General features: G+C 69.6%; 22 protein-coding genes, 1 other RNA gene and 1 riboswitch. Of the genes, 11 read left to right on the forward strand and 12 right to left on the reverse strand.

All coding sequences use genetic code 11. The features are described 5' to 3' along the window. Window positions 1–135: 135 nt before the first annotated feature. From CFB34_RS27835 to CFB34_RS27850, 4 genes are all read right to left on the reverse strand, one after another. Window positions 136–597, reverse strand: a complete 462-nt coding sequence (locus CFB34_RS27835) for an EVE domain-containing protein (protein WP_089440813.1) — start codon at window positions 595–597, stop codon at window positions 136–138. Between the two features lie 71 nt (window positions 598–668). Then, window positions 669–850, reverse strand: a non-coding RNA gene (ssrS, locus tag CFB34_RS27840) — 6S RNA. A gap of 81 nt (window positions 851–931) precedes the next feature. Then, window positions 932–1,246, reverse strand: a complete 315-nt coding sequence (locus CFB34_RS27845; protein WP_011352906.1) for a cell division protein ZapA — start codon at window positions 1,244–1,246, stop codon at window positions 932–934. Then, window positions 1,243–1,593, reverse strand: coding sequence for an ATPase (locus CFB34_RS27850; RefSeq protein WP_089440812.1), 351 nt, complete (start codon window positions 1,591–1,593; stop codon window positions 1,243–1,245). The genes CFB34_RS27845 and CFB34_RS27850 overlap by 4 nt, the downstream gene beginning before the upstream one ends. A gap of 154 nt (window positions 1,594–1,747) precedes the next feature. Next, window positions 1,748–1,999, forward strand: a riboswitch (cobalamin riboswitch). A 41-nt stretch (window positions 2,000–2,040) separates the two neighbouring features. Between CFB34_RS27850 and CFB34_RS27855 the strand changes: the two genes are divergently transcribed. From CFB34_RS27855 to cobC, 5 genes are read left to right on the forward strand one after another with little or no spacing between them, the layout of a single operon-like run. Continuing rightward, window positions 2,041–3,156 carry an iron ABC transporter permease gene (locus CFB34_RS27855; protein ID WP_089440811.1) on the forward strand — a complete coding sequence of 372 codons (1,116 nt, stop codon included), beginning with the start codon at window positions 2,041–2,043 and terminating at the stop codon, window positions 3,154–3,156. After that, window positions 3,153–3,968, forward strand: coding sequence for an ABC transporter ATP-binding protein (locus CFB34_RS27860; protein ID WP_089440810.1), 816 nt, complete (start codon window positions 3,153–3,155; stop codon window positions 3,966–3,968). The genes CFB34_RS27855 and CFB34_RS27860 overlap by 4 nt, the downstream gene beginning before the upstream one ends. 52 nt (window positions 3,969–4,020) lie before the next feature. Continuing rightward, a complete protein-coding gene (cobT, locus tag CFB34_RS27865; protein ID WP_089440809.1) occupies window positions 4,021–5,076 on the forward strand; it encodes a nicotinate-nucleotide--dimethylbenzimidazole phosphoribosyltransferase in 1,056 nt (351 codons plus the stop codon). Next, window positions 5,066–5,842 carry an adenosylcobinamide-GDP ribazoletransferase gene (locus CFB34_RS27870; protein ID WP_089440808.1) on the forward strand — a complete coding sequence of 259 codons (777 nt, stop codon included), beginning with the start codon at window positions 5,066–5,068 and terminating at the stop codon, window positions 5,840–5,842. The genes cobT and CFB34_RS27870 overlap by 11 nt, the downstream gene beginning before the upstream one ends. Further along, window positions 5,827–6,411: an alpha-ribazole phosphatase gene (gene cobC, locus CFB34_RS27875; RefSeq protein WP_089440807.1), complete on the forward strand. Its 585-nt coding sequence runs from the start codon at window positions 5,827–5,829 to the stop codon at window positions 6,409–6,411. Before CFB34_RS27870 ends, cobC begins: the two co-directional genes overlap by 16 nt. Window positions 6,412–6,500: 89 nt before the next feature. On the opposite strand, the gene CFB34_RS27880 is transcribed toward cobC, so the two are convergent. The 4 genes from CFB34_RS27880 to cobU are packed head-to-tail and all read right to left on the reverse strand — an operon-like array spanning window position 6,501 to window position 9,919. Further along, window positions 6,501–7,418, reverse strand: a complete 918-nt coding sequence (locus tag CFB34_RS27880) for a cobalamin-binding protein (protein WP_089440806.1) — start codon at window positions 7,416–7,418, stop codon at window positions 6,501–6,503. Next, entirely contained in the window at window positions 7,415–8,434 is a 1,020-nt protein-coding gene (gene cobD, locus CFB34_RS27885) for a threonine-phosphate decarboxylase CobD (RefSeq protein WP_089440805.1), read from the reverse strand. The genes CFB34_RS27880 and cobD overlap by 4 nt, the downstream gene beginning before the upstream one ends. Then, window positions 8,427–9,371, reverse strand: coding sequence for an adenosylcobinamide-phosphate synthase CbiB (gene cbiB / locus CFB34_RS27890; RefSeq protein WP_089440804.1), 945 nt, complete (start codon window positions 9,369–9,371; stop codon window positions 8,427–8,429). The genes cobD and cbiB overlap by 8 nt, the downstream gene beginning before the upstream one ends. Then, entirely contained in the window at window positions 9,365–9,919 is a 555-nt protein-coding gene (gene cobU, locus CFB34_RS27895) for a bifunctional adenosylcobinamide kinase/adenosylcobinamide-phosphate guanylyltransferase (protein WP_089440803.1), read from the reverse strand. The genes cbiB and cobU overlap by 7 nt, the downstream gene beginning before the upstream one ends. 74 nt (window positions 9,920–9,993) lie before the next feature. Here cobU and CFB34_RS27900 point away from each other — a divergent pair, with 74 nt between their 5' ends. From CFB34_RS27900 to CFB34_RS27915, 4 genes are all read left to right on the forward strand, one after another. Continuing rightward, window positions 9,994–11,496: a cobyric acid synthase gene (locus CFB34_RS27900; RefSeq protein WP_089440802.1), complete on the forward strand. Its 1,503-nt coding sequence runs from the start codon at window positions 9,994–9,996 to the stop codon at window positions 11,494–11,496. Window positions 11,497–11,578: 82 nt separating this feature from the next. Continuing rightward, on the forward strand, window positions 11,579–11,719 hold the full coding sequence (locus tag CFB34_RS27905) for a hypothetical protein (RefSeq protein WP_174975942.1): 141 nt from the start codon (window positions 11,579–11,581) through the stop codon (window positions 11,717–11,719). A gap of 150 nt (window positions 11,720–11,869) precedes the next feature. After that, on the forward strand, window positions 11,870–12,283 hold the full coding sequence (locus CFB34_RS27910; RefSeq protein WP_089440801.1) for a DoxX family protein: 414 nt from the start codon (window positions 11,870–11,872) through the stop codon (window positions 12,281–12,283). Between the two features lie 136 nt (window positions 12,284–12,419). Further along, window positions 12,420–13,088, forward strand: coding sequence for a ParA family protein (locus CFB34_RS27915; RefSeq protein ID WP_089440800.1), 669 nt, complete (start codon window positions 12,420–12,422; stop codon window positions 13,086–13,088). A 131-nt stretch (window positions 13,089–13,219) separates the two neighbouring features. Here CFB34_RS27915 and panD read toward each other — a convergent pair whose 3' ends face one another. The 4 genes from panD to CFB34_RS27935 form a co-directional block, all read right to left on the reverse strand. Further along, a complete protein-coding gene (panD, locus tag CFB34_RS27920; protein ID WP_089426100.1) occupies window positions 13,220–13,606 on the reverse strand; it encodes an aspartate 1-decarboxylase in 387 nt (128 codons plus the stop codon). Window positions 13,607–13,648: 42 nt separating this feature from the next. Next, window positions 13,649–14,488 (reverse strand): pantoate--beta-alanine ligase, encoded by an 840-nt coding sequence (panC, locus tag CFB34_RS27925; protein WP_089440799.1) that lies wholly within the window; start codon window positions 14,486–14,488, stop codon window positions 13,649–13,651. Window positions 14,489–14,753: 265 nt separating this feature from the next. Further along, a complete protein-coding gene (locus tag CFB34_RS27930; RefSeq protein ID WP_021164248.1) occupies window positions 14,754–15,626 on the reverse strand; it encodes a ScpA family protein in 873 nt (290 codons plus the stop codon). A gap of 4 nt (window positions 15,627–15,630) precedes the next feature. After that, entirely contained in the window at window positions 15,631–15,819 is a 189-nt protein-coding gene (locus CFB34_RS27935) for a DUF3460 family protein (RefSeq protein ID WP_089426099.1), read from the reverse strand. A gap of 248 nt (window positions 15,820–16,067) precedes the next feature. On the opposite strand from CFB34_RS27935, the gene CFB34_RS27940 reads away from it, so the two are divergent. Both CFB34_RS27940 and CFB34_RS27945 read left to right on the forward strand, forming a co-directional pair. Next, window positions 16,068–17,882 carry an autotransporter assembly complex family protein gene (locus tag CFB34_RS27940; RefSeq protein ID WP_089440798.1) on the forward strand — a complete coding sequence of 605 codons (1,815 nt, stop codon included), beginning with the start codon at window positions 16,068–16,070 and terminating at the stop codon, window positions 17,880–17,882. Window positions 17,883–17,910: 28 nt separating this feature from the next. Next, window positions 17,911–21,993: a translocation/assembly module TamB domain-containing protein gene (locus CFB34_RS27945; RefSeq protein WP_089440797.1), complete on the forward strand. Its 4,083-nt coding sequence runs from the start codon at window positions 17,911–17,913 to the stop codon at window positions 21,991–21,993. Window positions 21,994–22,006 lie beyond the last annotated feature (13 nt).

Raw genomic sequence — 22,006 nt, forward strand, 5'->3', positions numbered from 1 at the left:
GACGCGGGCGTACCGCGCGACGAAAAAAACGACAGCCGGCCGGATCGGCCGACAGCGGTTGCTTAGGCCACGCGAAAGTGCCGCGAGTTCCGTTGCGGCAGTGCATCCTGACCAGATTTGACCTTTGGCGTGCGCCTACTTCATCAGCTTTTCGGTGATGAAGCGCCATTCGGCGCGCGTGACCGGCGTGATCGACAGCCGGTTGCCGCGCGCGAGCACGCGCATGTCGGCGAGTTCGTCGTGTTCGCGCAGCGCCGCAAGCGGCACGAGCGGCGATTTTTTCACGAAGCGCACGTCGACGAGCAGCCAGCGCGGTGCTTCCCGAGTCGACTTCGGGTCGTAATAGGGGCTTGTCGGATCGAACTGCGTGGGGTCGGGGTAGGGCGTCGACGATACTTCGGCGATGCCCGCGATGCCCGGCTCGGGGCAGCTCGAGTGATAGAACAGCACGCCATCGCCGATCTTCATCGTGTCGCGCATGAAATTGCGCGCCTGATAGTTGCGCACGCCGGTCCACGGCAGCGAGCGCTGCGGTGCGTTGGCGAGATCGTCGATGCTTGCTTCGTCCGGTTCGGACTTCATCAGCCAGTATTGCATGGATCGTGATCGACGCAGAAAGAGGCTGCTACAAAAGAAAACGGCACCGGGCTTCGCCCGATGCCGTTGGATAGGCCCCCGCCTTGGCCGCTAGGCCGGCATCCTGAACCTGAGGTTCAGAATTGGTCGCAGTTAGCAGCACTTCGGGTACATCAGACAGAGTGACGCGCGCGCCCGTGCTACAAATTTCCGCAACCGTGCACATGGCATTGGTTCAAGGAATATATGACCTTGGCGAACCAGGCAGGGAAGCTGACTGAACTGTGATTCGATGCGCCAATTTGACCACCGTTGATCGCCGAGATCAAGGGGAATCGACGCATCGATTAAAACGTTACTGCGTCTCGTGCTGTGCGAGCACCGCGCCGAGCTGTTCGTTCATCTGGTGCATTGTACGACGGATTTCCTCCGCGGGAAATGCTTCACCGTGCCGCACGCTCGTTTGCAGCCGCAGCAATTCGGACGCGAGCGACAGCGCCGCCATCACGGCGATGCGATCGGTGCCGCGTACCGAGCTGTTCGAGCGGATTTTCGACATTTCGGCGTCGACGCGCGCGACCGCTTCGAGCAGCGCCGCTTCGGTCTCGGCCGAGCAGGCGAGCCGATAGGCCTGACCGAGAATCGAGACTTCGATCTGCTTGGTGCTCATGCATGTTCTCCATGGCTGGCCGCGTCATCGCCATCCGTACGCGCCTGCGCATCCAGCAGGTCGAGCTGGTTGTCGGCTTGCTCCGCATTTTTCGAGCGCGGCAGCTTTTCGAGAATCGCGTTCAGTTTCACCTGGGCGTCGTCGATCTTTGCCGACAGCGTGTCACGCTCGGCCGCAAGTGCATTGCGTTCATCGCGCAGTTGCGCGAGTTCCGCGCGGACAGCGTCCGCATCCGCGCGCAATTGCGCGACCTGCTCCTCGAGCGCGAGCCGTTCCGAGTGATAGCGCTTGTTCAGCGAAATCAGACGGCCAATATTTTGAGATAGGGTTTCGAGTTCGTTGAGCATTTGCTGCGTCCTCTAAAGACCCAGCATTTTAGCGCGGAATAACGCGCAATCCGACATCTGTAACGTTTCCAGTCGTAACACCCCTGCTTCTTGCCGCGAATCAGCGCGTCCCGTGCGTGTCCGGACGCTTCCTTGACGCTCGCGCGACCCGCTCCTAAACTGGCGCCGCCTCGGTGCTCGCGCGTGGAACGCGCGGTTAAACGGGAAGCAGGGCGCGGGCGCCGCAAGCCCGCCAACCTGCGCTGCCCCCGCAACGGTAAGCGGCCGCGTCTCGTGACGCAGGCCGGCTCGGGCGCGTTTCGCGTGCAGCTCCTGCATGCGGACGCGGGCCACTGCGCGTCATCGCGCGGGAAGGCGAGCCGGACCGCCGCCAGCCCGGATACCGGCCGAGACGGGGAGCCCGCACGGGCTTCGTGACGCGCGGCCTGCGGGGAAGCGGGGCGCGCAATGCTTCACGGAATCTTCTTCGATGCTGACCCCAATCGTCCGCGCGGCGCTCACGTCACGACCGGCCCGCTGCCGCCAGCGGATGCGCCGCATGTCGTGCGCGGCGCCGTGCGCGGCATGAGCGCCGCGCGCGCCAGCGCGATCTGGGCCGCGCTGGCCGCGGCGGTCGCGCTGCTGTTCGTCGCGTCGCTGTCGATCGGCAGCGTGCCGATGTCGCCATGGCAGGCGCTCGCGTCGCTCGTGCCGCATGGCGGCGACGCGCTGCTCGCCGATATCGTCCGCACGCTGCGCCTGCCGCGCGCGTTCGCCGGCTTCGCATGCGGCGCGCTGCTCGCGCTGGCCGGTGCACTGCTGCAGGTGCTGTTGCGCAATCCGCTCGCGGAGCCGTACGTGCTCGGCGTGTCGGGTGGCGCGGCCGGCTTCGCGCTCGTCGCGATGATCGCGGGCGGCGCGTGGTGGCTCGTCGATGCGTCGGCGTTCGCCGGCTCGCTCGTGTCGGTCGCGCTCGTGCTCGGTCTCGCGCGCCGCGAGCTGGGGCGCGGCGATTCGCGCGACGCGTCGCCGCGTTTGCTGCTCACGGGCGTCGTGATCGCGGCCGGGTGGGGCGCGCTCGTCACGCTGCTGCTGTCGCTCGCGCCCGATGCCCGGCTGCGCGGGATCATCTTCTGGCTGACCGGCGACCTGAACGGCGTGACCGCGCCGTGGTTCGCGTGGGGGGCGCTGTTGCTGGCCGCCTGCGTCGCGCTGCCGGCCGCGCCGCAACTGAACGTGCTGCTGCGCGGCGACGCGACCGCGCTCGCGCTCGGCGTGCCCGTTGCGCGCCTGCGCGTGCGGATCTATCTCGTCGCGTCGCTGGCCGCCGCGGCTGCCGTGACGACGGCCGGCACGATCGGCTTCGTCGGCCTCGTCGTGCCGCATGCGCTGCGGCTCGCCTTCGGCAACGACCAGCGCATGCTGCTGCCCGCCGCGATGCTCGCGGGCGGCGGCGGCGTGATGGCGGCCGACCTGCTCGCCCGCACCGTGATCGCGCCTGCGCAACTGCCGGTCGGCGTGATGACCGCGCTGATCGGCGTGCCGGTGTTCCTGTGGATGTTGTTGAGGAGACCGATGCGATGACGGGGGCCGCACTGCACGCCACGGCCGGCGACATGCACTACGCGGCCGTCGGCCTGACGCTGAAGGCCGGCGCGCGTACGCTGCTCGACGGCTTCACCCAGGTGTTTCGTCCCGGCGAGATCTGGTGCGTCGCCGGGCCGAACGGCGCGGGCAAGACGACGCTGCTCGCGACCCTCGCGGGTCTGCAGCCGCCGGCCGGCGGAAACGTCGAGATCGACGGCCGGCCGCTCGCCGCATGGCGACCCGAGCAGCTCGCGCAGCGCCGCGCGCTGATGCCGCAGCAACTGCACGACGCATTCAGCGCGACCGTGTTCGACACGGTGCTGCTCAACCGCTTTCCGTATCTCGGCGGCTGGGGCTGGGAGCGCGATGGCGACCACGCGGCCGCGCGCGACGCGCTGGCGACGTTCGATCTCACGGCGCTCGCGTCGCGTGACGTGCTGTCGCTGTCGGGGGGCGAGCGGCAGCGCGTCGCGCTGGCCGCGACGCTGTGCCAGGATGCGCCGTCGATGCTGCTCGACGAGCCGCTCGCGCATCTCGACCTGCATCACCAGATCGATTGCCTGACCGCGCTGGCCGCATGGGTCGACGCGGGCCCGCGCACGGTGCTGTTCTCGTGCCATGATCTGAATCTCGCGCGGCGTTTCGCGACACATGCGCTGTTGCTCGACGGCCGCGGCCACGCGTGGGCCGGCCCCGTACACGACGTGCTGACGCCCGAGCGCGCGAGCGACGCGTTCGGTTATCCGCTCGTGCTGATCCGCGAGAACGGCCGCGATGCGCTGCTGCCGGCGTGGCCCGAGCGACAATGACCCTTTCTTTTCCGATGCGCGGCGCACACCGCGCCAACGACACGGCTTTTCGATGACGACCCCGACCTCCTTCCCGCCTGCGATCGCGCCGCTCGACGAGGTGCTGCGCAAGCGCCTGCAGCACGTGATTGACCACAAGACCAAGCCGCCCGGCAGCCTCGGCCAGCTCGAGGCGATCGCGCTGCAGATCGGCCTGATCCAGCACACCGAGTGGCCGGTCGTGCAGCGCCCCGTGATGATCGTATTTGCCGGCGATCACGGGATCGCCGCCGAGGGCGTGAGTCCTTATCCGCAAGCGGTGACCGCGCAGATGGTCGCGAACTTCCTCGCCGGGGGCGCGGCGATCAACGCGTTCTCGGGCGTGGCGCAAAGCACGCTCGAGATCGTCGATGCGGGGGTTGCGTCGCCGCTGCCGCTGTCCGACCGGCTCGTGTCGCTGCCGGTCGCGCGCGGGACGCGCAACTTCGCGGCAGAGCCGGCGATGACGCGCGACGAGGCGATGACGGCGCTCGCGGCCGGCGCGGCGCGCGTGCGCCTGCATGCGTCGCTCGGCACGAACGTGATCGGCTTCGGCGAGATGGGGATCGCGAACACGTCGTCGGCCGCGTGCCTGATGAGCCGCCTGCTCGACGTGCCGATCGACGCGTGTGTCGGGCGCGGCACGGGCCTCGACGACCAGGGCCTCGCGCACAAGCGCGCGGTGCTCGGCCGCGCGCTGGTCAAGCACTCGCACGCGATCGCGCCGCTCGATGTGCTCGCGACGTTCGGCGGCTTCGAGATCGCGATGATGACGGGCGCGTATCTCGCGGCCGCGAGCGCGCGGATGACGATCCTCGTCGACGGCTTCATCGCGACGGCCGCGCTGCTCGTCGCCGAGCGCATCGCGCCCGGCGTGCGCGACTACTGCGTGTTCTCGCATACGTCGCACGAGGCCGGGCACCGGCGCATGCTCGAGCATTTCGGCGCGAAGCCGCTGCTCGCACTGGACCTGCGGCTCGGCGAAGGCACGGGCGCCGCACTCGCGCTGCCGCTCGTGCGGGCGGCGGCCGCCTTCCTCACGGAGATGGCGAGCTTCGAGTCCGCCGGCGTCGACAATCGTGACGCCTGATCGCGCGCGCGGCGTGCGGGCCGAACTGCGCTACTTCTTCGTCGCGCTCGGCTATTTCACGCGCGTGCCCGTGCCGCGCGCGATCGGCTACGCGGCCGGCGATCTCGACCAGGCCGCGCGCTATTTCCCGCTCGTCGGCGCATGCGTGGGCGCGTGGGGCGCGCTCGTGTATCTCGCAGCGTTGCGCGCGCTGCCGCCGTCGATCGCGGTCGGGTTGTCGATGGCCGCAACGCTGCTCGCCACGGGCGCCTTTCACGAGGACGGCCTGGCCGACAGCTGCGATGCGTTCGGCGGCGGCTACACGCGCGACGACGTGCTGCGCATCATGCACGACTCGCGGATCGGCACGTTCGGCGCGGTCGCGCTCGTGATCTCGCTCGGCGTGAAATGGCAGGCGCTTGCGTCCATGCTGCCGTTGCGTGCCGCGTGGACGATGATCGCCGCGCACGCGGCGAGCCGCGCGGCGGCGGTGAGCCTGCTGATGACGCTCGACTACGTGCGGCCCGAAGGCAAGGCGAAGCCGGTCGCGCAACGGATGGGTACACGCGCGGCATGCGTCGCGGCGCTGTTCGGATTGCCCTGGCTGTTCTGGCCCGACTGGCGCATGGGCGTCGCCGCATGCGTCGCGCTCGTGCTCGTGCGCGCGTGGGCTGCCCGCTATTTCGTGAAGCGGATCGGCGGCTATACGGGCGACTGTCTCGGCTTCACGCAGCAACTGTGCGAACTGGCGATCTATCTCGTGGTGCTCGGATGGACGTCGTCCTGATCCGTCATCCGGCCGTCGGCATCGAGCCGGGCATCTGCTACGGACGCAGCGACGTGCCGCTCGCCACGCCGGCCGAGGCCGGGGCGACGGCGGTGCGTACGCATCTGTCTGCTATCGGCGCGCCGCTTCCCGAACAGGTCTGGACGAGCCCGCTGATGCGCTGCGCGTCGGTTGCCGAACGGCTCGCGCAGGCATGCGACGTGCCGCTGCTGCGCGACGCGGACTGGCAGGAAATGGATTTCGGCGCGTGGGAAATGCGGCGCTGGGACGATATCGATCGCGCGGCGCTCGATGCGTGGGCGGCCGACCTGATGCATGCGTGCGCACATGGCGGCGAAAGCGTTGCACGGTTTGCCGCGCGGGTCGCGCGACGAGCCGACGCGGTGGCGCAGTTCGACCGGCCGCAGTGGGTCGTCACGCACGCGGGTGTGATCCGTGCGTTTGCATCGCATGTATTGCGCGTGCCGCTCGATACATTGCTGTCGCGGCCCGTACCGACAGGGGGTGTCGTCTGGCTGCGGGCGGATGCTGCCGCGCGAACGTGGGACGTGATGCACTGGGACGAATAGCCACGCTGGCCACTGCGTGTGAACGACGCAGCGCGCGGTCAAGTCGTCTCAGGCATCTGGCACGCGATGAACGCGCAAGTCACCGGAAATCAGCGTGCCGCCCGCCGCGCACGCGCGGCATCGAGATCCTCGCACAGCGCGGCCGCGCCCTGCGCGATCCGCGGCGAAGGCCGTGTCAGCAGATCGCCGTCGATCGAGAACAGGTTATTGCGTGCCACGGCCGTCAGTGCGGGCCACGTGCGCCAACGCGCCAGGCTCGGCAGCGGTTCGTCGGAGCGCGTCGTACCCGTGCTGGTCGTCACGATTGCCTCCGGATTCGCCGCGAGCACGGCCTCGTCGGTGACGGTCGGCACGAGCGGCTTGAGCGACGCGAACACGTTGCGGCCGCCGCACAGCTCGATCACGTCGTTGATCAGGTGCGCACCATTGAGCGTCATCAGCGGCCGATCCCAGACCTGGAAGAACATCGTGACGGGCGCTCGTGCCGAGTAACGCGTGCGCAGTGCCGCGATGTCGCGCGTATAGGCGGCCGCGGCCGCATCGGCAGCCGGTTGCGTACCGAGCAGCGTGCCGAGCCGGCGCAGCGACGACGCTACGTCGTCGAGATGCTTCGGTTCACTGAAGAACAGCGGGATGTGCAGCGCGCGCAGCGCGTCGGTCTGCCGCTCGGCATTGCCGTGTCGCCAGACGACGATCAGGTCGGGCTTCAGCGCGGCGATCCGCTCGAGATCGAGCGCCTTGTTGTCGCCGACGCGCGGTATCGCCTGCGCGGCGGGCGGATAGTCGCTGTACGTGACGGTGCCGACGAGCTTCGCGCCGCCGCCGGCCGCGTAGACGAGTTCGGTCGCATGCGGCGCGAGACTGATCACGCGCTGCGCGGGTGCCGGCAGCGTGACGGTATTGCCGGCGTCGTCGCGTGTCGTGACATCGGCGTGGGCGAGTGGCGCGTAAGCGAGCGCGGCCAGCAACGCGACGGGCGCGGGCCGGCGAAACAGGGACGAACTCACGCGGATTCCCGTTGCAGCGTCGGCACGCAGTGCGCGAGCGCGTCGCCGAGGCGCTGCCATTCCGTTTCGCTGCCCGGCAAGCCGACGCGTACGCTCGACGGGGACGGGAAGTGCCGCGTCCAGACCCCGCGTGCGGCGAGTGCCGCATGCAGCGCGGCAGCGCGCGGGTCGTCGGTCCAGCTGAAGAGCGGTGTCGCCCGAACCGCGAAGCCATGCGCGCGCAGCAACGCGGCCAGCCGCTCGCCGTCGGCCGCGAGCCGTTCGCGGGCGGCGGCCTGCCATGCGCGGTCGGCGAACGCCGCGGCGACCGCGTGGCGGGCGGGGCCGCTAACCGTCCATGCGCCGAGCAGGTCGCGCAGCGCGATGATCTGGTCAGGACAGGCGAGCACGAAGCCTGCGCGGATGCCGGCGAGCCCGAAGAACTTGCCGACCGAACGCAGCACGATGAGCCCGGGACGATCGACGTGCGGCGCGAGCGAGCGCGTCGCGCCCGTATCGGCGAATGCCTCGTCGACGATCAGCGTGCCGCCGCGCGCGGCCAGTTGCGCGTGCCAATCGAGCAGGCGCTCGGCCGGCACGAAGTCGGCGGTCGGATTGTTCGGATTCCCGATGATGACGTGACGCAGCGTCGCAGGCAGCGTATCCGCGTCGACGTCGAGCGCGACGACGCGATGGCCGTGGCGCGCGAAGGCGGGCGCGTATTCGCCGTACGCGAGCGCCGCGACGCCGGCGTCGCCGGTCGGTAGCAATGCGGGCAACGCGCGGATCGCGGCCTGGCTGCCGGCAACCGGCAGCACGTGTGCGGAATCGGGCGCTTGGTAGTACTGCGCGGCGCAGGCCGCGAGGCCGTCGCCGTCGTCGGGCAGCCGGCGCCACGCGTCGGCCGGGACGGGCGGCACCGGATAGCCGACCGGATTGATCCCGGTCGACAGGTCGAGCCACGCGTCGTACGGAATGCCATGGCGGCGCGCGGCTTCGTGCAGGTTGCCGCCGTGTGCGATGCGGGTGTCAGACATGATGGGTGGCCATGGCGAGTGCGCCGCTCGCGACCAGCAGCGCGAGCCACAGGGCGAGCGTGCGCGTGACGAGCGACAGCGCGGCGACGATGTGGGCGGCGGTCGCCGTGGCGCCGGTGCCGAGCGCGGGACGGTCTTCGATCTCGCCGTGATAGACGGCCGGGCCGCCGAGCTGCACGTTCAGGCTGCCGGCGCCGGCAGCCATCACCGGTCCCGCGTTCGGGCTGTCCCAGTGGCGCGCCTGCGTGCGCCAGCAGCGCCATGCGGCGGCCGTGTCGCCGAGCAGTGCGTAGCTCGCGGCCGTGAGGCGAGCGGGAATCCAGTTCAGCGCGTCGTCGAGGCGCGCGGCGGCCCAGCCGAAGGTCAGGAAGCGCGGCGTGCGGTAGCCCCACATCGCGTCGAGCGTGTTCGCGAGCCGGAACAGCAGCGCGCCGGGGCCGCCTGCGACGACGAACCAGAACAGCGCGCCGAAGATCGCGTCGTTGCCGTTCTCGAGCGCGGATTCGACGGCCGCGCGCGACAGCGCGCCTTCGTCCGCGTCGCTCGTGTCGCGCGACACGATGCGCGCGGTCAGCGCGCGGGCGGCGCCGAGGTCATGCCGCAGCAACGCGGCAGCGATCGGCGCGACGTGGTCGGCGAGGCTTTTCGCGCCGAGCGCGAACCACAGCAGCGCGATATGCAGCGCGGCCGCGAGCGGCCACGGCAGCACGGTCGTGAGCCATGCGGCGATGGCGACCGGCGGCACGACCGCCGCGGCCCACGCGGCGACGCCGACCACGCGGCCGCGCCGGCCCGTATTCAGCGCGCCTTCGATGCGCGCGGCGAGGCGGCCGAACGCGACGAGCGGGTGCCAGCCGGCCGGTTCGCCGATCGCGCGGTCGACGATCGCGGCCGCGACCGCGAACATCGCAACGACGGGCAGCGACAGCATCAGCATGACGGTGCTCCCGTCTTGAGGTCGAGCGGCAGCCCGGCGACGAGCAGCGTCACGCGTGTCGCGAGCGCGGCGACGCGCTGGTTCAGGCGCCCGAGTTCGTCGACGTAGCGGCGCGTGACCGATCCGAGCGGCACGACGCCGAGCCCGATTTCGTTACTGACGACGATCACCTTCGCGCGCGCGCCGCGCAACGCGTGCTCGAGCCGGTCGACCTGCGCCGCGTACTGCGCATCGTCGAGCGGTTCACCTTCGGCGGGACACAGCAGGTTCGTGAGCCACAGCGTCAGGCAGTCGACGAGCAGGCACGCGCGCGGATCGTCGAGCCGTGCGAGCGTGCCGGCGAGATCGACGGGCGCGTCGGCGAAACCCCAGTCGGCCGGCCGGCGCGCGCGATGGTGCGCGATGCGCTCCGCGAACTCGGCATCGGCGGCGGTCGCGGTCGCGATGTAGGTGACGGGGAGGCCGCTGTCGGCGGCGAGCCGCTCGGCATGCGCGCTCTTGCCCGAGCGCGCGCCGCCGAGGACGAAGGTGAGGTCGTGCGGAATCATCGCGTGATTGTAACGGCGCGGGCAGGGCGGCGCGGGGGATAATGCGGCCTTTGCTTCGCGACGACCTTTACACGATGAATGCACCCGAGCCGCGGCCGCGCGGCACGCTGATGATCCAGGGCACGACGTCCGACGCGGGCAAGAGCACGCTGGTTGCCGGCCTGTGCCGGCTCGCACGCCGCGCCGGCGCGCGCGTGGCGCCCTTCAAGCCGCAGAACATGGCGCTCAATAGCGCGGTGACGGCCGACGGTGGCGAGATCGGCCGCGCGCAGGCGCTACAGGCGCTGGCCGCGGGTGTCGCGCCGCATACGGATTTCAACCCCGTGCTGCTGAAGCCGACGAGCGATCGCGGCGCCCAGGTGATCATTCACGGCAAGGCACGCATGAACCTCAATGCGCGTGCGTATCACGACTACAAGCCGGTCGCGTTCGACGCGGTGCTCGAGTCGTACGCGCGCCTGCGCGCCGGCTACGACACGGTGATCGTCGAAGGCGCGGGCAGCCCGGCCGAGATCAACCTGCGCGATGGCGACATCGCGAACATGGGTTTCGCCGAACGTGTCGACTGCCCGGTCGTGCTGGTCGCCGACATCGACCGCGGCGGCGTGTTCGCGCATCTGGTCGGCACGCTTGCGTGCCTGTCGGACAGCGAGCGTGCGCGCGTGCGCGGCTTCGTGATCAACCGCTTCCGCGGCGATTTCAAGCTGCTCGAACCGGGGCTCGACTGGCTGCGCGCGCAGACGGGCAAGCCCGTGTTCGGCGTGCTGCCGTACCTGCACGGGCTGCTGCTCGACGCCGAGGACATGCTGCCCGCCCAGGCGCGCAGCGCCGCCGCACGGGGCGGCGCCGGCGTGCTGCGCGTCGTCGTGCCGGCGCTGCCGCGCATCAGCAACCACACCGATTTCGATCCGCTGCGCGCGCATCCGCAGGTCGAATTCACGTACTGGAAGAGCGGCCCCGTACCGGACGCCGACCTGTTGATCCTGCCCGGTTCGAAGAGCGTGCAGCGCGATCTCGCGTGGTTGCGCGACGCGGGCTGGGACGCGCTGATCCGTCGCCACCTGCGCTACGGCGGCAAGGTAATCGGCATTTGCGGCGGGATGCAGATGCTCGGCCGCACGCTCGATGATCCGCTCGGCCTCGAAGGCGCGCCCGGCAGCGTGCCGGGGCTCGGGCTCCTCGATTTCGACACGACGCTTCAGCCCGACAAGACACTGAAGAACGTGACGGGGCAGCTCGCGCTGCCGGGCGCGGCCGCGGTGCGCGGCTACGAGATCCACATGGGCGATACGCACGGGCCCGCACTCGCGTCGCCCGCGCTGGCGCTGGCCGCCGACGCCGCGCGGGACGGCACACGTCCCGACGGCGCGGTGTCCGACGACGGCCAGATCCTCGCGACCTACGTGCACGGGCTGTTCGACTCGCCCGACGCCTGCACGGCGCTGCTCGCGTGGGCCGGGCTCGACGGCGCGGAGCGCATCGACTATCCGGCGCTGCGCGAGGCATCGCTCGAACGGCTGGCCGACACGTTCGCGAACCATCTCGACCTCGATGCGCTGTATGCCGAGTTTCGTTGACGCGAGGCCCGCCCGTGCTCGCTTTTTGCGCCGGATCGCATACAACACAGAAGGGCGGAGGTCCGCCTGGAGGAGTGCGACGATGAAGGCTCGATGGTGGTGGAGCGTGCTGCTCGCGGCGCTGCTGGGCGCGTCGGCGGTGGCGCACGCGTGCGATTCGTCCGCACCGGGCGGCAGCCAGTCCGGTTCCGGCGACGCCACACAAGGCAAGAGCGGTTACTGACGCAGGGTCGCGGGGCATGATCGGTCATGCCCCTTTTTATGTTCCGATTAACTCCATATGGGAATCAATTAAAGCGAGTTGGCGTGTTTATCGGTCGAATTGATTCGAATAGAGTGCAGTCCATTCACACCACTCACGAAGGAATTCGCCATGAACCCCAATCGCCTCAACGATTTCGCCGCGACCCTGCTGCGCGTCGCGCTCGGCGTGCTGTACCTCGCGCACGTCGCGCAGAAGGTATTCGTCTTCACGCTGCCCGGCACCGCGCAGTTCTTTGCGTCGATCGGCCTGCCGGGCTGGCTCGCGTACCTGACGACGTTCGTCGAACTGGCCGGCGGCCTGGCGCTGCTCGCGGGTTTCCGTGTGCGCGTCGCCGCACTCGTGCTGCTGCCGTTCATGCTCGGCGCAACCGCGACGCATCTGCCGAACGGCTGGAGCTTCGCGTCACCGCACGGCGGCTGGGAATATCCGGCGTTCTGGGCCGTCACGCTCGCCGTACAGGCGCTGCTGGGCGGCGGCGCGTTCGCGCTCGGCGCACGGGAGGCCGCGGTTCAGCGTGGGTAACGGGTAAGTAATCCTGCCCGGGGCGGCGCAACCCGTTCCGGTGACACCCCGTTTGCCGATATCATCGCTCCCTGTATCCGCAATCGAGCGGCGCCTGCCAGGCGGCGGGCGCCGCGCGGCTTTTTCGGGGGAATTCATGACGGTGATCGTGGTGGCGAATCCGAAGGGCGGCGTGGGGAAGAGCACGCTGTCCACCAATCTTGCCGGCTATTTCGCGGCGCAGGGCGCGTGGGTCGCGCTCGCCGACCTGGACCGGCAGCAGTCCGCGCATGCGTGGCTCGACCTGCGGCCGGCCGGATTGCCGCCGATCGAGGCATGGGAACTCGACCCGGACGCGCCGACGAAGCCGCCGCGCGGCCTCGAATATGCGGTGATCGATACGCCGGCCGGCCTGCACGGCAACCGGCTCAACGTCGCGCTGCAACTGGCCGACAAGGTGATCGTGCCGCTGCAGCCGTCGATGTTCGATATCCTGGCCACGCAGCAGTTTCTGGAGCGCCTCGCCGGCGAGAAGGCCGTGCGCAAGGGCAGCGTCGAGGTCGGGATCGTCGGGATGCGGGTCGATGCGCGCACGCGCTCGTCCGACCAGCTTCACCGCTTCGTCGAAGGGCTCGGCCTGCCGGTGCTCGGCTACGTGCGCGACACGCAGAACTACGTGCAGATCGCCGCGCACGGCCTGACGCTGTGGGACGTCGCGAAGAGCCGCGTCGAGAAGGATCTCGAACAGTGGCGGCCGATCGTCGAATGGGCCGAACGCCGGGCGCCGAAGGCAGAGAAGCCGGAGAAGGCCGCCAAGGCGTCCTGATCGCGCGGCCGCCGGGGCGGCGCACGATGAAATGAGAAAGGGCCGGATGCCGTCGAGTACGGCATCCGGCCCTTTGGCCACAAACGGCACCGCCGCGCCCGCGCGCCACGGCACGCGGGCAGGTGGTCAGCTCAGGTCCAGTTCTGCGTCGGCACGTGATCGCGGTGGCCCTTGATCTTGTTGCCGTCGTCCATGAACACGAGCTTCGGCTTCCAGCCGGCCTGCAGCTCGGCTTCGTCGACCATCGCGAAGGCCGCGATGATCACGAGGTCGCCGAGTTGCGCGCGACGCGCGGCCGAGCCGTTCAGCGAGATCATCCCGCTGCCGCGCTCACCCTTGATCGCGTAAGTCGAGAAGCGCTCGCCGTTGTTGATGTTCCAGATGTCGATCCGTTCGTTCTCGATGATGCCCGATGCGTCGAGCAGGTCTTCGTCGATCGCGCACGAGCCTTCGTAGTGCAGCTCGCAGTGCGTGACGGCCGCACGGTGGATCTTCGATTTGAGCATGTGGCGCTGCATGGTGTCTCCGTGATGCGTGAGAGGCGCGGGCGGGGCGGCCCGTCAGATTTCCAGGTTGTCGATGAGGCGCGTCGCGCCGAGCTTCGCGGCGGCGACGACGACGAGCGGTTCGCCGGCTTCGAGCTGGGCTGCGTCCGGCGCGATCAGGTTCGCGCGGCGGCGGATCGAGATGTAGTCGGGCGCCCAGCCGCGGCCGGCCAGATGCACGCGGGCCAGGTCCTCGAGCTTGCCGAGGTCGCGCTCGCCGCCGAGCACGCTTTCGCGGATGCGCTGCAGCGTCTTCGCGAGTTCGGGCGCTTCGCTGCGCTCGTCGGCCGACAGGTAGCGATTGCGCGACGACAGCGCGAGGCCGTCCTCGTCGCGCACGGTTTCGGCGGCGATGATGTCGACCGGCAGCGCGAGCTGCTGGCACATGCGGCGCACGATCATCAGTTGCTGGTAGTCCTTCTTGCCGAACACGGCGACGCGCGGCTGCACGCAGGCCATCAGCTTCGCCACGACCGTGCACACGCCGGTGAAGAAGCCGGGCCGGAATTCCCCTTCGAGGATCCCGCCGAGATCGTCCGGCGGCAGCACGCGGTATTCCTGCGGTTCCGGGTACATGTCGCGCTCGGTCGGCGCGAACAGCACGTAGACGTTTTCCTTCTGCAGCTTCTCGATATCGTCCTGCAGCGTGCGCGGATACTTGTCGAAATCCTCGTTCGGGCCGAATTGCAGCCGGTTGACGAAGATGCTCGCCACGACCGGGTCGCCGTGCTGGCGCGCGAGGCGCATCAGCGACAGGTGCCCTTCGTGCAGGTTGCCCATCGTCGGCACGAACGCCGTGCGGTTCTGGCCGCGCAGCTGGTCGCGCAGTTCATGGATCGAGCTGATGACTTTCATGATCGGGTAGCGGGTTCCTCGCGCTGGCGCGCGTTGGCGCCGCAGCAGCGGCGTCGGGGTCGAAGCGGAGAACGCCGGCGCGCGGGCGGCGCATCAGGCGTCGGCGGATTGTAGAGGATTTGGCCGCCAAACGCATCGAAAAAAGAACGATCGTTCACTTTTTAGTCGGGCGTGCCGGCAACCGCTCGCGCGGCCGAGCCGGACTGCGGCGTAGCAGCGAGCGTGCGGGGATGAACCGGGAGAACGGGAGAGGCGGGCGCGGGGGTTACGCGGGCAGGTACGCGAGACGCACGTAGATCGGCGCGAACGGCTCGGCCTGCGTGATTTCGAGGAGCGACTCGCGCGCGAGTTCGAGCATCGCGATGAAATTCACGACGACGACCGGCACGCCGCGCGACGTGTCGAACAGCTCGGCGAACTCCATGAAGCGCGCGTTCTGCAGCCGGCGCAGGATCAGGCTCATGTGCTCGCGCACCGACAGCTCCTCGCGCGAGATCTTGTGGTGCTGGACGAGCTTCGCGCGCTTGAGCACGTCGGCCCACGCGGCGCGCAGGTCGTCCGAATTCACGTCGGGGAAGCGCGGCGTGACGCTTTGTTCGATGTAGACCTCGGCGCGCAGGAAGTCGCGGCCGAGCTGCGGCAACTGGTCGAGCCGCTGCGCGGCGAGCTTCATCTGCTCGTATTCGAGCAGGCGGCGCACGAGTTCGGCGCGCGGATCCTCGGCTTCCTCGCCGGTGTCGGCCTTCTTGACCGGCAGCAGCATCCGCGACTTGATCTCGATCAGCATCGCGGCCATTAGCAGGTACTCGGCCGCCAGCTCGAGGTTCGACGTGCGGATCTGGTCGACGTAGCCCAGGTATTGCGCGGTGACCTGCGCCATCGGGATGTCGAGCACGTTGAAGTTCTGCTTGCGGATCAGGTAGAGCAGCAGGTCGAGCGGGCCTTCGAAGGTCTCGAGGAAGACCTCGAGCGCATCGGGCGGGATGTAGAGATCCTGCGGCAGCTTGAAGAGCGGCTCGCCGTACAGGCGAGCGAATGCCGCGACACCGTCGACCGTGTCGGGCGTCGAATCGGCGCCCGCAGGCGCGGCGATCGCGTCGTCCTGGCGGGCGGCGCTGGCCTCGTCGGCGGCGCTCACGTCGTCAGAAGTTCTGGTAGTAGACGTACGGCGTTTGCTTCACGCGCGATTCCTGCTGCTCGGCGCGCTCTTCGAGGTCGATCGGCTGCTTGTCCCACAGCAGCGAGCGGCCCTTGCGCTGCTCGTCCTCGAGCGTCGGCTTCTGCTGCTTGAGCTGGTTCAGGAACTGCGTGACATCGGACTGGTACGGCATGGCTGGGTTTTCCGTTTCGGGCGGCGCACGATGCGCCGGATTCACGATGGCGGGATTTTACCGCATCGCGGGAACGGCCGGCGTCAATCGCGCGTCGAATCCGCTGGCCGGTACCGGTGGACTTCGTGCGGCGGCCCTTGCGGTGCCTTGGCACTCTTTCACAATCGTTTGGCGGCGACGCCGGCGCCCTGTGGTCAAATACAGGGTTTTCCACGAAACCGTAACACTCCGAGACGGCGAGGTCATATTTGGCGGGGCAGTCGAACCAGCAAGCACATACGGCACATGACGCGGTCCCGCGCGGGGAACGCAATCGCGCCGGCGTCGCGGCCCGCGCCGCGCGGGCGGCCCTCGCGGGTTGCCTGGCCGCGTGCTTCGCGCTGCCGGCCCACGCGAAGTACGACGTCGACATCGACGCGCCGCGTTCGATCCGCAAGCTCCTGAAGACGCATCTCGACATCGCGCGCTTCGCGAAGCGCGACGACATCAGCGACGACCAGTTCGACTTCCTCGTGACCGCCACGCCGCAGCAGGTGCGCGACCTCACCGCGACGGCCGGCTATTTCTCGCCGGTCGTGCGCACCGACGTGCGCACGCGCGATGGCAAGCGCGACGTGCGCATCGCGGTCGATCCGGGGAAGCAGACGATCGTGTCGAGCGTCGAGCTGACGTTCAAGGGGCCCATCGACACCGAGGATCCGAAGCAGGAAGCCGCGACCCGTTTCGCGTTCTCGCTGAAGCCGGGCGACCCGTTCACGCAGTCCGACTGGGACGGCGCGAAGGGCGCGGCGCTCAGGCAGCTGCAGTCGCGCCGCTATCTCGGCGGGAAGATCGCGTCGTCCGAAGCGCGCATCGACCCGCGCACGCAGCGCGCGATGCTCGCGGTCACGTTCGACAGCGGCCCGACGTTCACGATCGGCAAGGTCGACGTCGACGGCGTGCGGCGCTATCCGGAAAGGATCGTCACGAACGTCAATCCGTTGTCGGAAGGCGAGATCTACGACGTGCAGCGGATCACCGAACTGCAGCGGCAGTTGCAGAACACGCCGTATTACGCGAGCGTCGCGATCGACGTCGGCGACGATACGGCGAAGCCCGAGCGCACGCCCGTGCACGTGAAGGTCAGCGAGTTTCCGTACAACAACATCCGCGGGGGCGTCGGCTTTGCCACCGATACCGGGCCGCACGTGCAGGGCTCCTATACGTATCTCGACACGTTCGGCGCTGCATGGCCGCTGACCGTGTCGGGCCGCCTCGACCAGATCCAGCAATACGGGCAGGTCCAGCTGTCGATGCCGCCGGGCGAGAAGGGCTGGACCAACAGCGTGCTCGCGTCGTACACGAACACGAACGTGTCGGACACGCGCATCTACAGCGCGCGGGTCGGCGCGCAGCGCACGCGCACCGGCCAGTTCATCGACTATTCGTATTCGCTGATGTACTACCAGGACCGGCTAGACCAGAACGGCGCGGGTCCGACCACGAGCCGCGCGCTCGTGCCGCAATGGGCGTGGACGCGCCGCAACGTCGACGATCCGCTGTTTCCGCGTTCGGGCAACCTGATCCACGCGGAGGCCGGCTTTGCGGTCAAGGGCGTGCTCACCGACCAGTCCTTCATCCGCGGCTACGCGCGCGGCCAGCAGTACCTGCCGATCGGCAAGCGCGACCTGTTCGTGTTCCGCGCGGAACTCGGCGGCGTGTTCACGAGCGGCAGCTCGACCGGTGTGCCGGCGTCGCTGCTGTTCCGCGCGGGCGGTTCGAACTCGGTGCGCGGGTACGGCTACCAGAGCATCGGTAACAGCGTCGACGGTTCCGTGCTGCCGACCAAGTACCTGATGACGGGCACCGCCGAATACCAGCACTGGTTCAACCGCGACTGGGGCGCAGCGACGTTCTTCGACATCGGCACCGCCACCGATGCGTGGGGCGAGCGCGTGTTCTATCCGGGTGTCGGCATCGGCGCGCGCTGGCGCAGCCCCGTCGGCCCGATCAACGTCGACGTCGCGTACGGGTTGCGCAACCATAGCGTGCGCCCGTACCTGACGCTCGGCATCGCTTTCTGACCGTACCGCTTCACCGACGACGAACCGCATGACGAAGGACCCGAACGACACGCCGCCGCCTCACGATCCGGACTCGCCCGACGGCGCGCCCGACGCGCCGCCGCGCGCGCCGCGCCGCGGGCCCGTCGCGCGGATCGGGCGGTTCGTCGCGTGGACGCTCGCGACGGTCGTGCTGCTCGTCGTGCTGGCGGTCGGCCTCGTGCTGGCCGCGGTGACGACCGAGCACGGCACGCGGCTCGCGTGGCAGGTGGCCGAGCGTGTGCTCGGCGCGCGACTCGCGGGCACGCTCGACGGCGGCTCGCTCGCGACCGGCGTGCGGTTGCGCGGATTCGCGTGGACGAGCCCCGACGGCACGGGCACGGAAATCCGCATCGACCGGCTCGACGGCCGCTGGGCGCTGACCCGCGCGCCGTGGCGGCTGTCCATCGCGTATCTTCGCGCCGGCACGATCGACGTGCGGATCGCGCCGGGGCCGTCGACGCCGAGTACGACGCCGCAGGACCTGAGCCTGCCGCTGCAGTTGCGGATCGACGACCTGCGCGTCGATCACCTCGCGATCCACGACGGCGGCTCGACGACGCAGCTCGACCATATCGCGCTGAACGGCCGCAGCGACGGCCGTCACCATGAACTCGTGCTCGACGGCATCGATACGCCGTACGGCGCGCTGACCGCGCGCGCAAAGCTCGACGGCGTGAAGCCGTTCGCGCTGACGGGTGACGCCACCTATGCCGGCAAGCTGTCCGACGAGCCGGTCGATGCGCGTGCGCGCGTGTCGGGCTCGCTCGAAGCGCTCGTCGCCGAAGTCGACGCAAGCGGGATGAAGCTGAACGGGCGCGCGCACGTCGAGGCCGCACCGTTCGGCGCGGTGCCGCTCACGCGCGCATCGCTCGCGTTCGATCACGTGAACCCGCAGGCGCTCGCGCCCGGCGCGCCGGCCGCCGATCTCGCGGTGCGCGCGGAACTCGCGCCGGTGACCGCGCCGGCCGGGGCGGAGCCCGCGAAGGGTTTCGCGGTGACCGGCCCGGTGTCGATCGTCAACGCGAAGCCCGGCACGCTCGGCGACCACCTGCTGCCGGTGATCGACGCGCACGCGAACGTGCATCTCGACGCGCACGCGCAGCGGATCGACGATCTCGCACTGAAGCTGATTCGCGACGGCAGCGTGACGGGCAACGGCACGCTGACGGGCGGCAAGGGCCGTTTCGACCTGAAGGTCGCGAATCTCGACCTGAACGCGTTCGTCGCCGAGCTGCGGCCGATGCGCCTCGCCGGCCCGCTCGGCGTGACGCTCGCGGGCGATGTCACGACCGTCGACTTCAACCTGAACGACCCGAAGCTCGCGCTCGGCGCACGCGCGAAGGTCGCGTTGACGCCGCAGCAAACCGTGCTGACCGACGCACGCGTGACGGCGGGCAAGGGCCGGATCGATCTGACCGGTGTGTTCCGCCACGATGCGCATTCGAGCTACGACGCGAAGGCGACGTTGACCGCATTCGATCCGCTGCTGCTCGCCGCGATGAGCGCGCCGAAGGCAGGTGGCGGCAAGGCGCCCGCCAAGGCGGCGAAGGCGCCGGCCCAGCGCGGCGAGACGCGCGTGTCGGGCACGCTCACGGCGTCCGGCGCATTCGCGCCGCAGGTATCGACGAAGGCGACCTTCAAGCTCGGCGACAGCCTGTACGACGGCGTGCCGCTGACCGGCGCCGGCGTCGTGCAGCTGGCCGGCTCGCGGATCTTGCCGAGCAATGCAAACCTGTCGATCGCGGGCAACCACGTCGACCTGCGCGGCAGCTTCGGCGCGCCCGGCGACCGGCTGCGCTTCGTCGTCGACGCGCCGCAGCTCGACCGGCTCGGCTTCGGCGTCGAAGGGCTCGTGCAGGCGCAGGGCGACCTGACCGGCAGCTTCGCGCATCCGAACGTGACGGCCACCTACAAGGCCGAGCACGTCGTCGTCGGCTCGAACCGGATCGGTGCCGCGCAGGGCCGCGCGGACATCCGCGACGGCGCGCATGGCGCGCTCGTGTTCACGGCCGACGCGTCCGACCTCGCGCTCGGCTCGCTGAAGCTGAAATCGCTGCGCGCCAACCTCGACGGCACGCGCGCGAAGCACACGCTCGACGCATCGGCGCTCGGGATTGCCGACGGTCGCGTGATCGACGTGACGCTCGCGGCGAATGGCGGCGTGGTCGAGAACCGCGACGGGATGCGCTGGGACGGCACCGTCACGCGTCTTGCGAACCGCGGCACGCCGGCCATCGCGCTGCAGTCGCCGCTGACCGTGTCGGCCGGCGCCGGCCGCGTGACGCTCGGCGCGACGCGGCTCACGCTCGAAGGCGCGGCGATCGACCTGAAGTCGTTCGTGTTCGATCACGGCCAGATGCGCTCGGCGGGCTCGGTGACCGGTGCGTCGGTCGCGCGTTTCCTCGAGGTCCGCCAGGCGCTGACGGGCCAGCGGCCACCGGTGCGCACCGACGTCGTGCTCGATGCCGACTGGGATTTCTCGCTCGGCGCGAACGCGACGGGCTACGTGCAGGTGAAGCGCCGCGGCGGCGACGTGACGATCGAGAGCGGGCGCGGCATCGCCTCGCTGGGGCTGACCGACCTGTCCGCGCGCGCGAGCTTCACGCCCGGCAACCGGCTCAACGTGACGGCGCTCGCGAAGGCGAACCGGATCGGCACGCTCGACGCGAACGTCACCGTGCCGTTCGCGCTGCACGATGGCATGTTCGGCGTGGTCAACGACGGCCCGCTGTCGGGCCGCATCGACGCCGACATCCCGGCGCTGAAGACGACCGGCAACCTGTTCGGGCCGAGCTACCTGCTCGGCGGCCGCGCGGCGCTGAAGCTGACCGTCGCGGGCACGCCGGCGAAGCCGAACCTGTCGGGGACGCTGACGGGCGACGACCTGTCCGCGACGCTCATCGACCAGGGCGTGCAGCTGAAGGACGGCATCGTGCGCGTGAAGCTGTCGGAAAACCTCGTCGAATTCCAGCAGGTCGAGTTCCACGGCGGCGACGGTACGCTGCGCATGCTCGGCCGCGTGCGCCTCGACGGCGAGGCGCCCGACCTGACCGCGAGCATCGTCGCGGACAAGCTCGAGCTGTTCGCGGCGCCGGACCGCAAGCTGTCGCTGTCGGGCAAGGCGACGGTCGCGAACGACGGGCCGCGCGGCGCGCTGTCGATCGACGGCAAGTTCGTCGTCGACCGCGCATTGTTCGACCTGCCCGAGGAATCGGCGCCGCACCTGTCGGACGATGTGGTGATCATGCAGCCGGGCGGCACGGTGCGCGGCGAGACGCCGACCGGTTCCGCGGTCGCGAAGCCGAAGCCGGTCGAGGACAAGCCGGCGCCGTCGCTCGCGCCACGCGCGAATGTCGACATCGGCCTCGGCAACAACTTCCGCTTCAAGGGCCATGGCGCGGATCTCGGATTGCGCGGCACGATCACCGTGATGAGCGCGCCGGGCGTGCCGCTGCGCGCGGTCGGCAACGTGCGCGTGACCGAAGGATCGACGTACACGTCGTTCGGCCGCAAGCTCGCGATCGAGAATGGTTTCTTCACGTTCAACGGCCCCGTGTCGAACCCGGGCGTCAACATCCTCGCGATGCGGCGCAACCAGGAAGTCGAGGCCGGCGTGCAGGTGACGGGCACGATCCAGTCGCTGACGGTCAAGCTCGTGTCGGAGCCGAACGTCACGGACAACGAAAAGCTGTCGTGGCTGCTGTTCGGGCACGGCACGGACCAGGGCAACAACGTCGGCCAGCAGGGTGCGATGACGGCGGCGCTCGGGCTGCTCGGCAGCGTGACCGGCAAGCGCGTCGCGCAGACCTTCGGTCTCGACGAGGTTTCGGTCGGCCGCAGTGAAGTCGGCCTGACCGATCCGCAGGTCGTGCTGGTGTCGAAGGCGATCAACGAGCGCTTCGTGCTCGGCTTCGAGCAAGGGCTGCAATCGGCGGCGAACGCGTTCAAGGCGACGATCAACCTGACGCGTTTCTGGTCGGTATCCGCGTACGGCGGCACGTTCCAGGGCGTCGACCTGAACTACACGCGGCGCTTTGATCGCTGGTTCAGCAGCGACGGCGGGCGCGGGCGGCGCGCCGAGCAGCCATGAAAAAAGCCCCGCA

This window comes from Burkholderia sp. HI4860 (assembly GCF_002223045.2).
Lineage (GTDB): Bacteria > Pseudomonadota > Gammaproteobacteria > Burkholderiales > Burkholderiaceae > Burkholderia.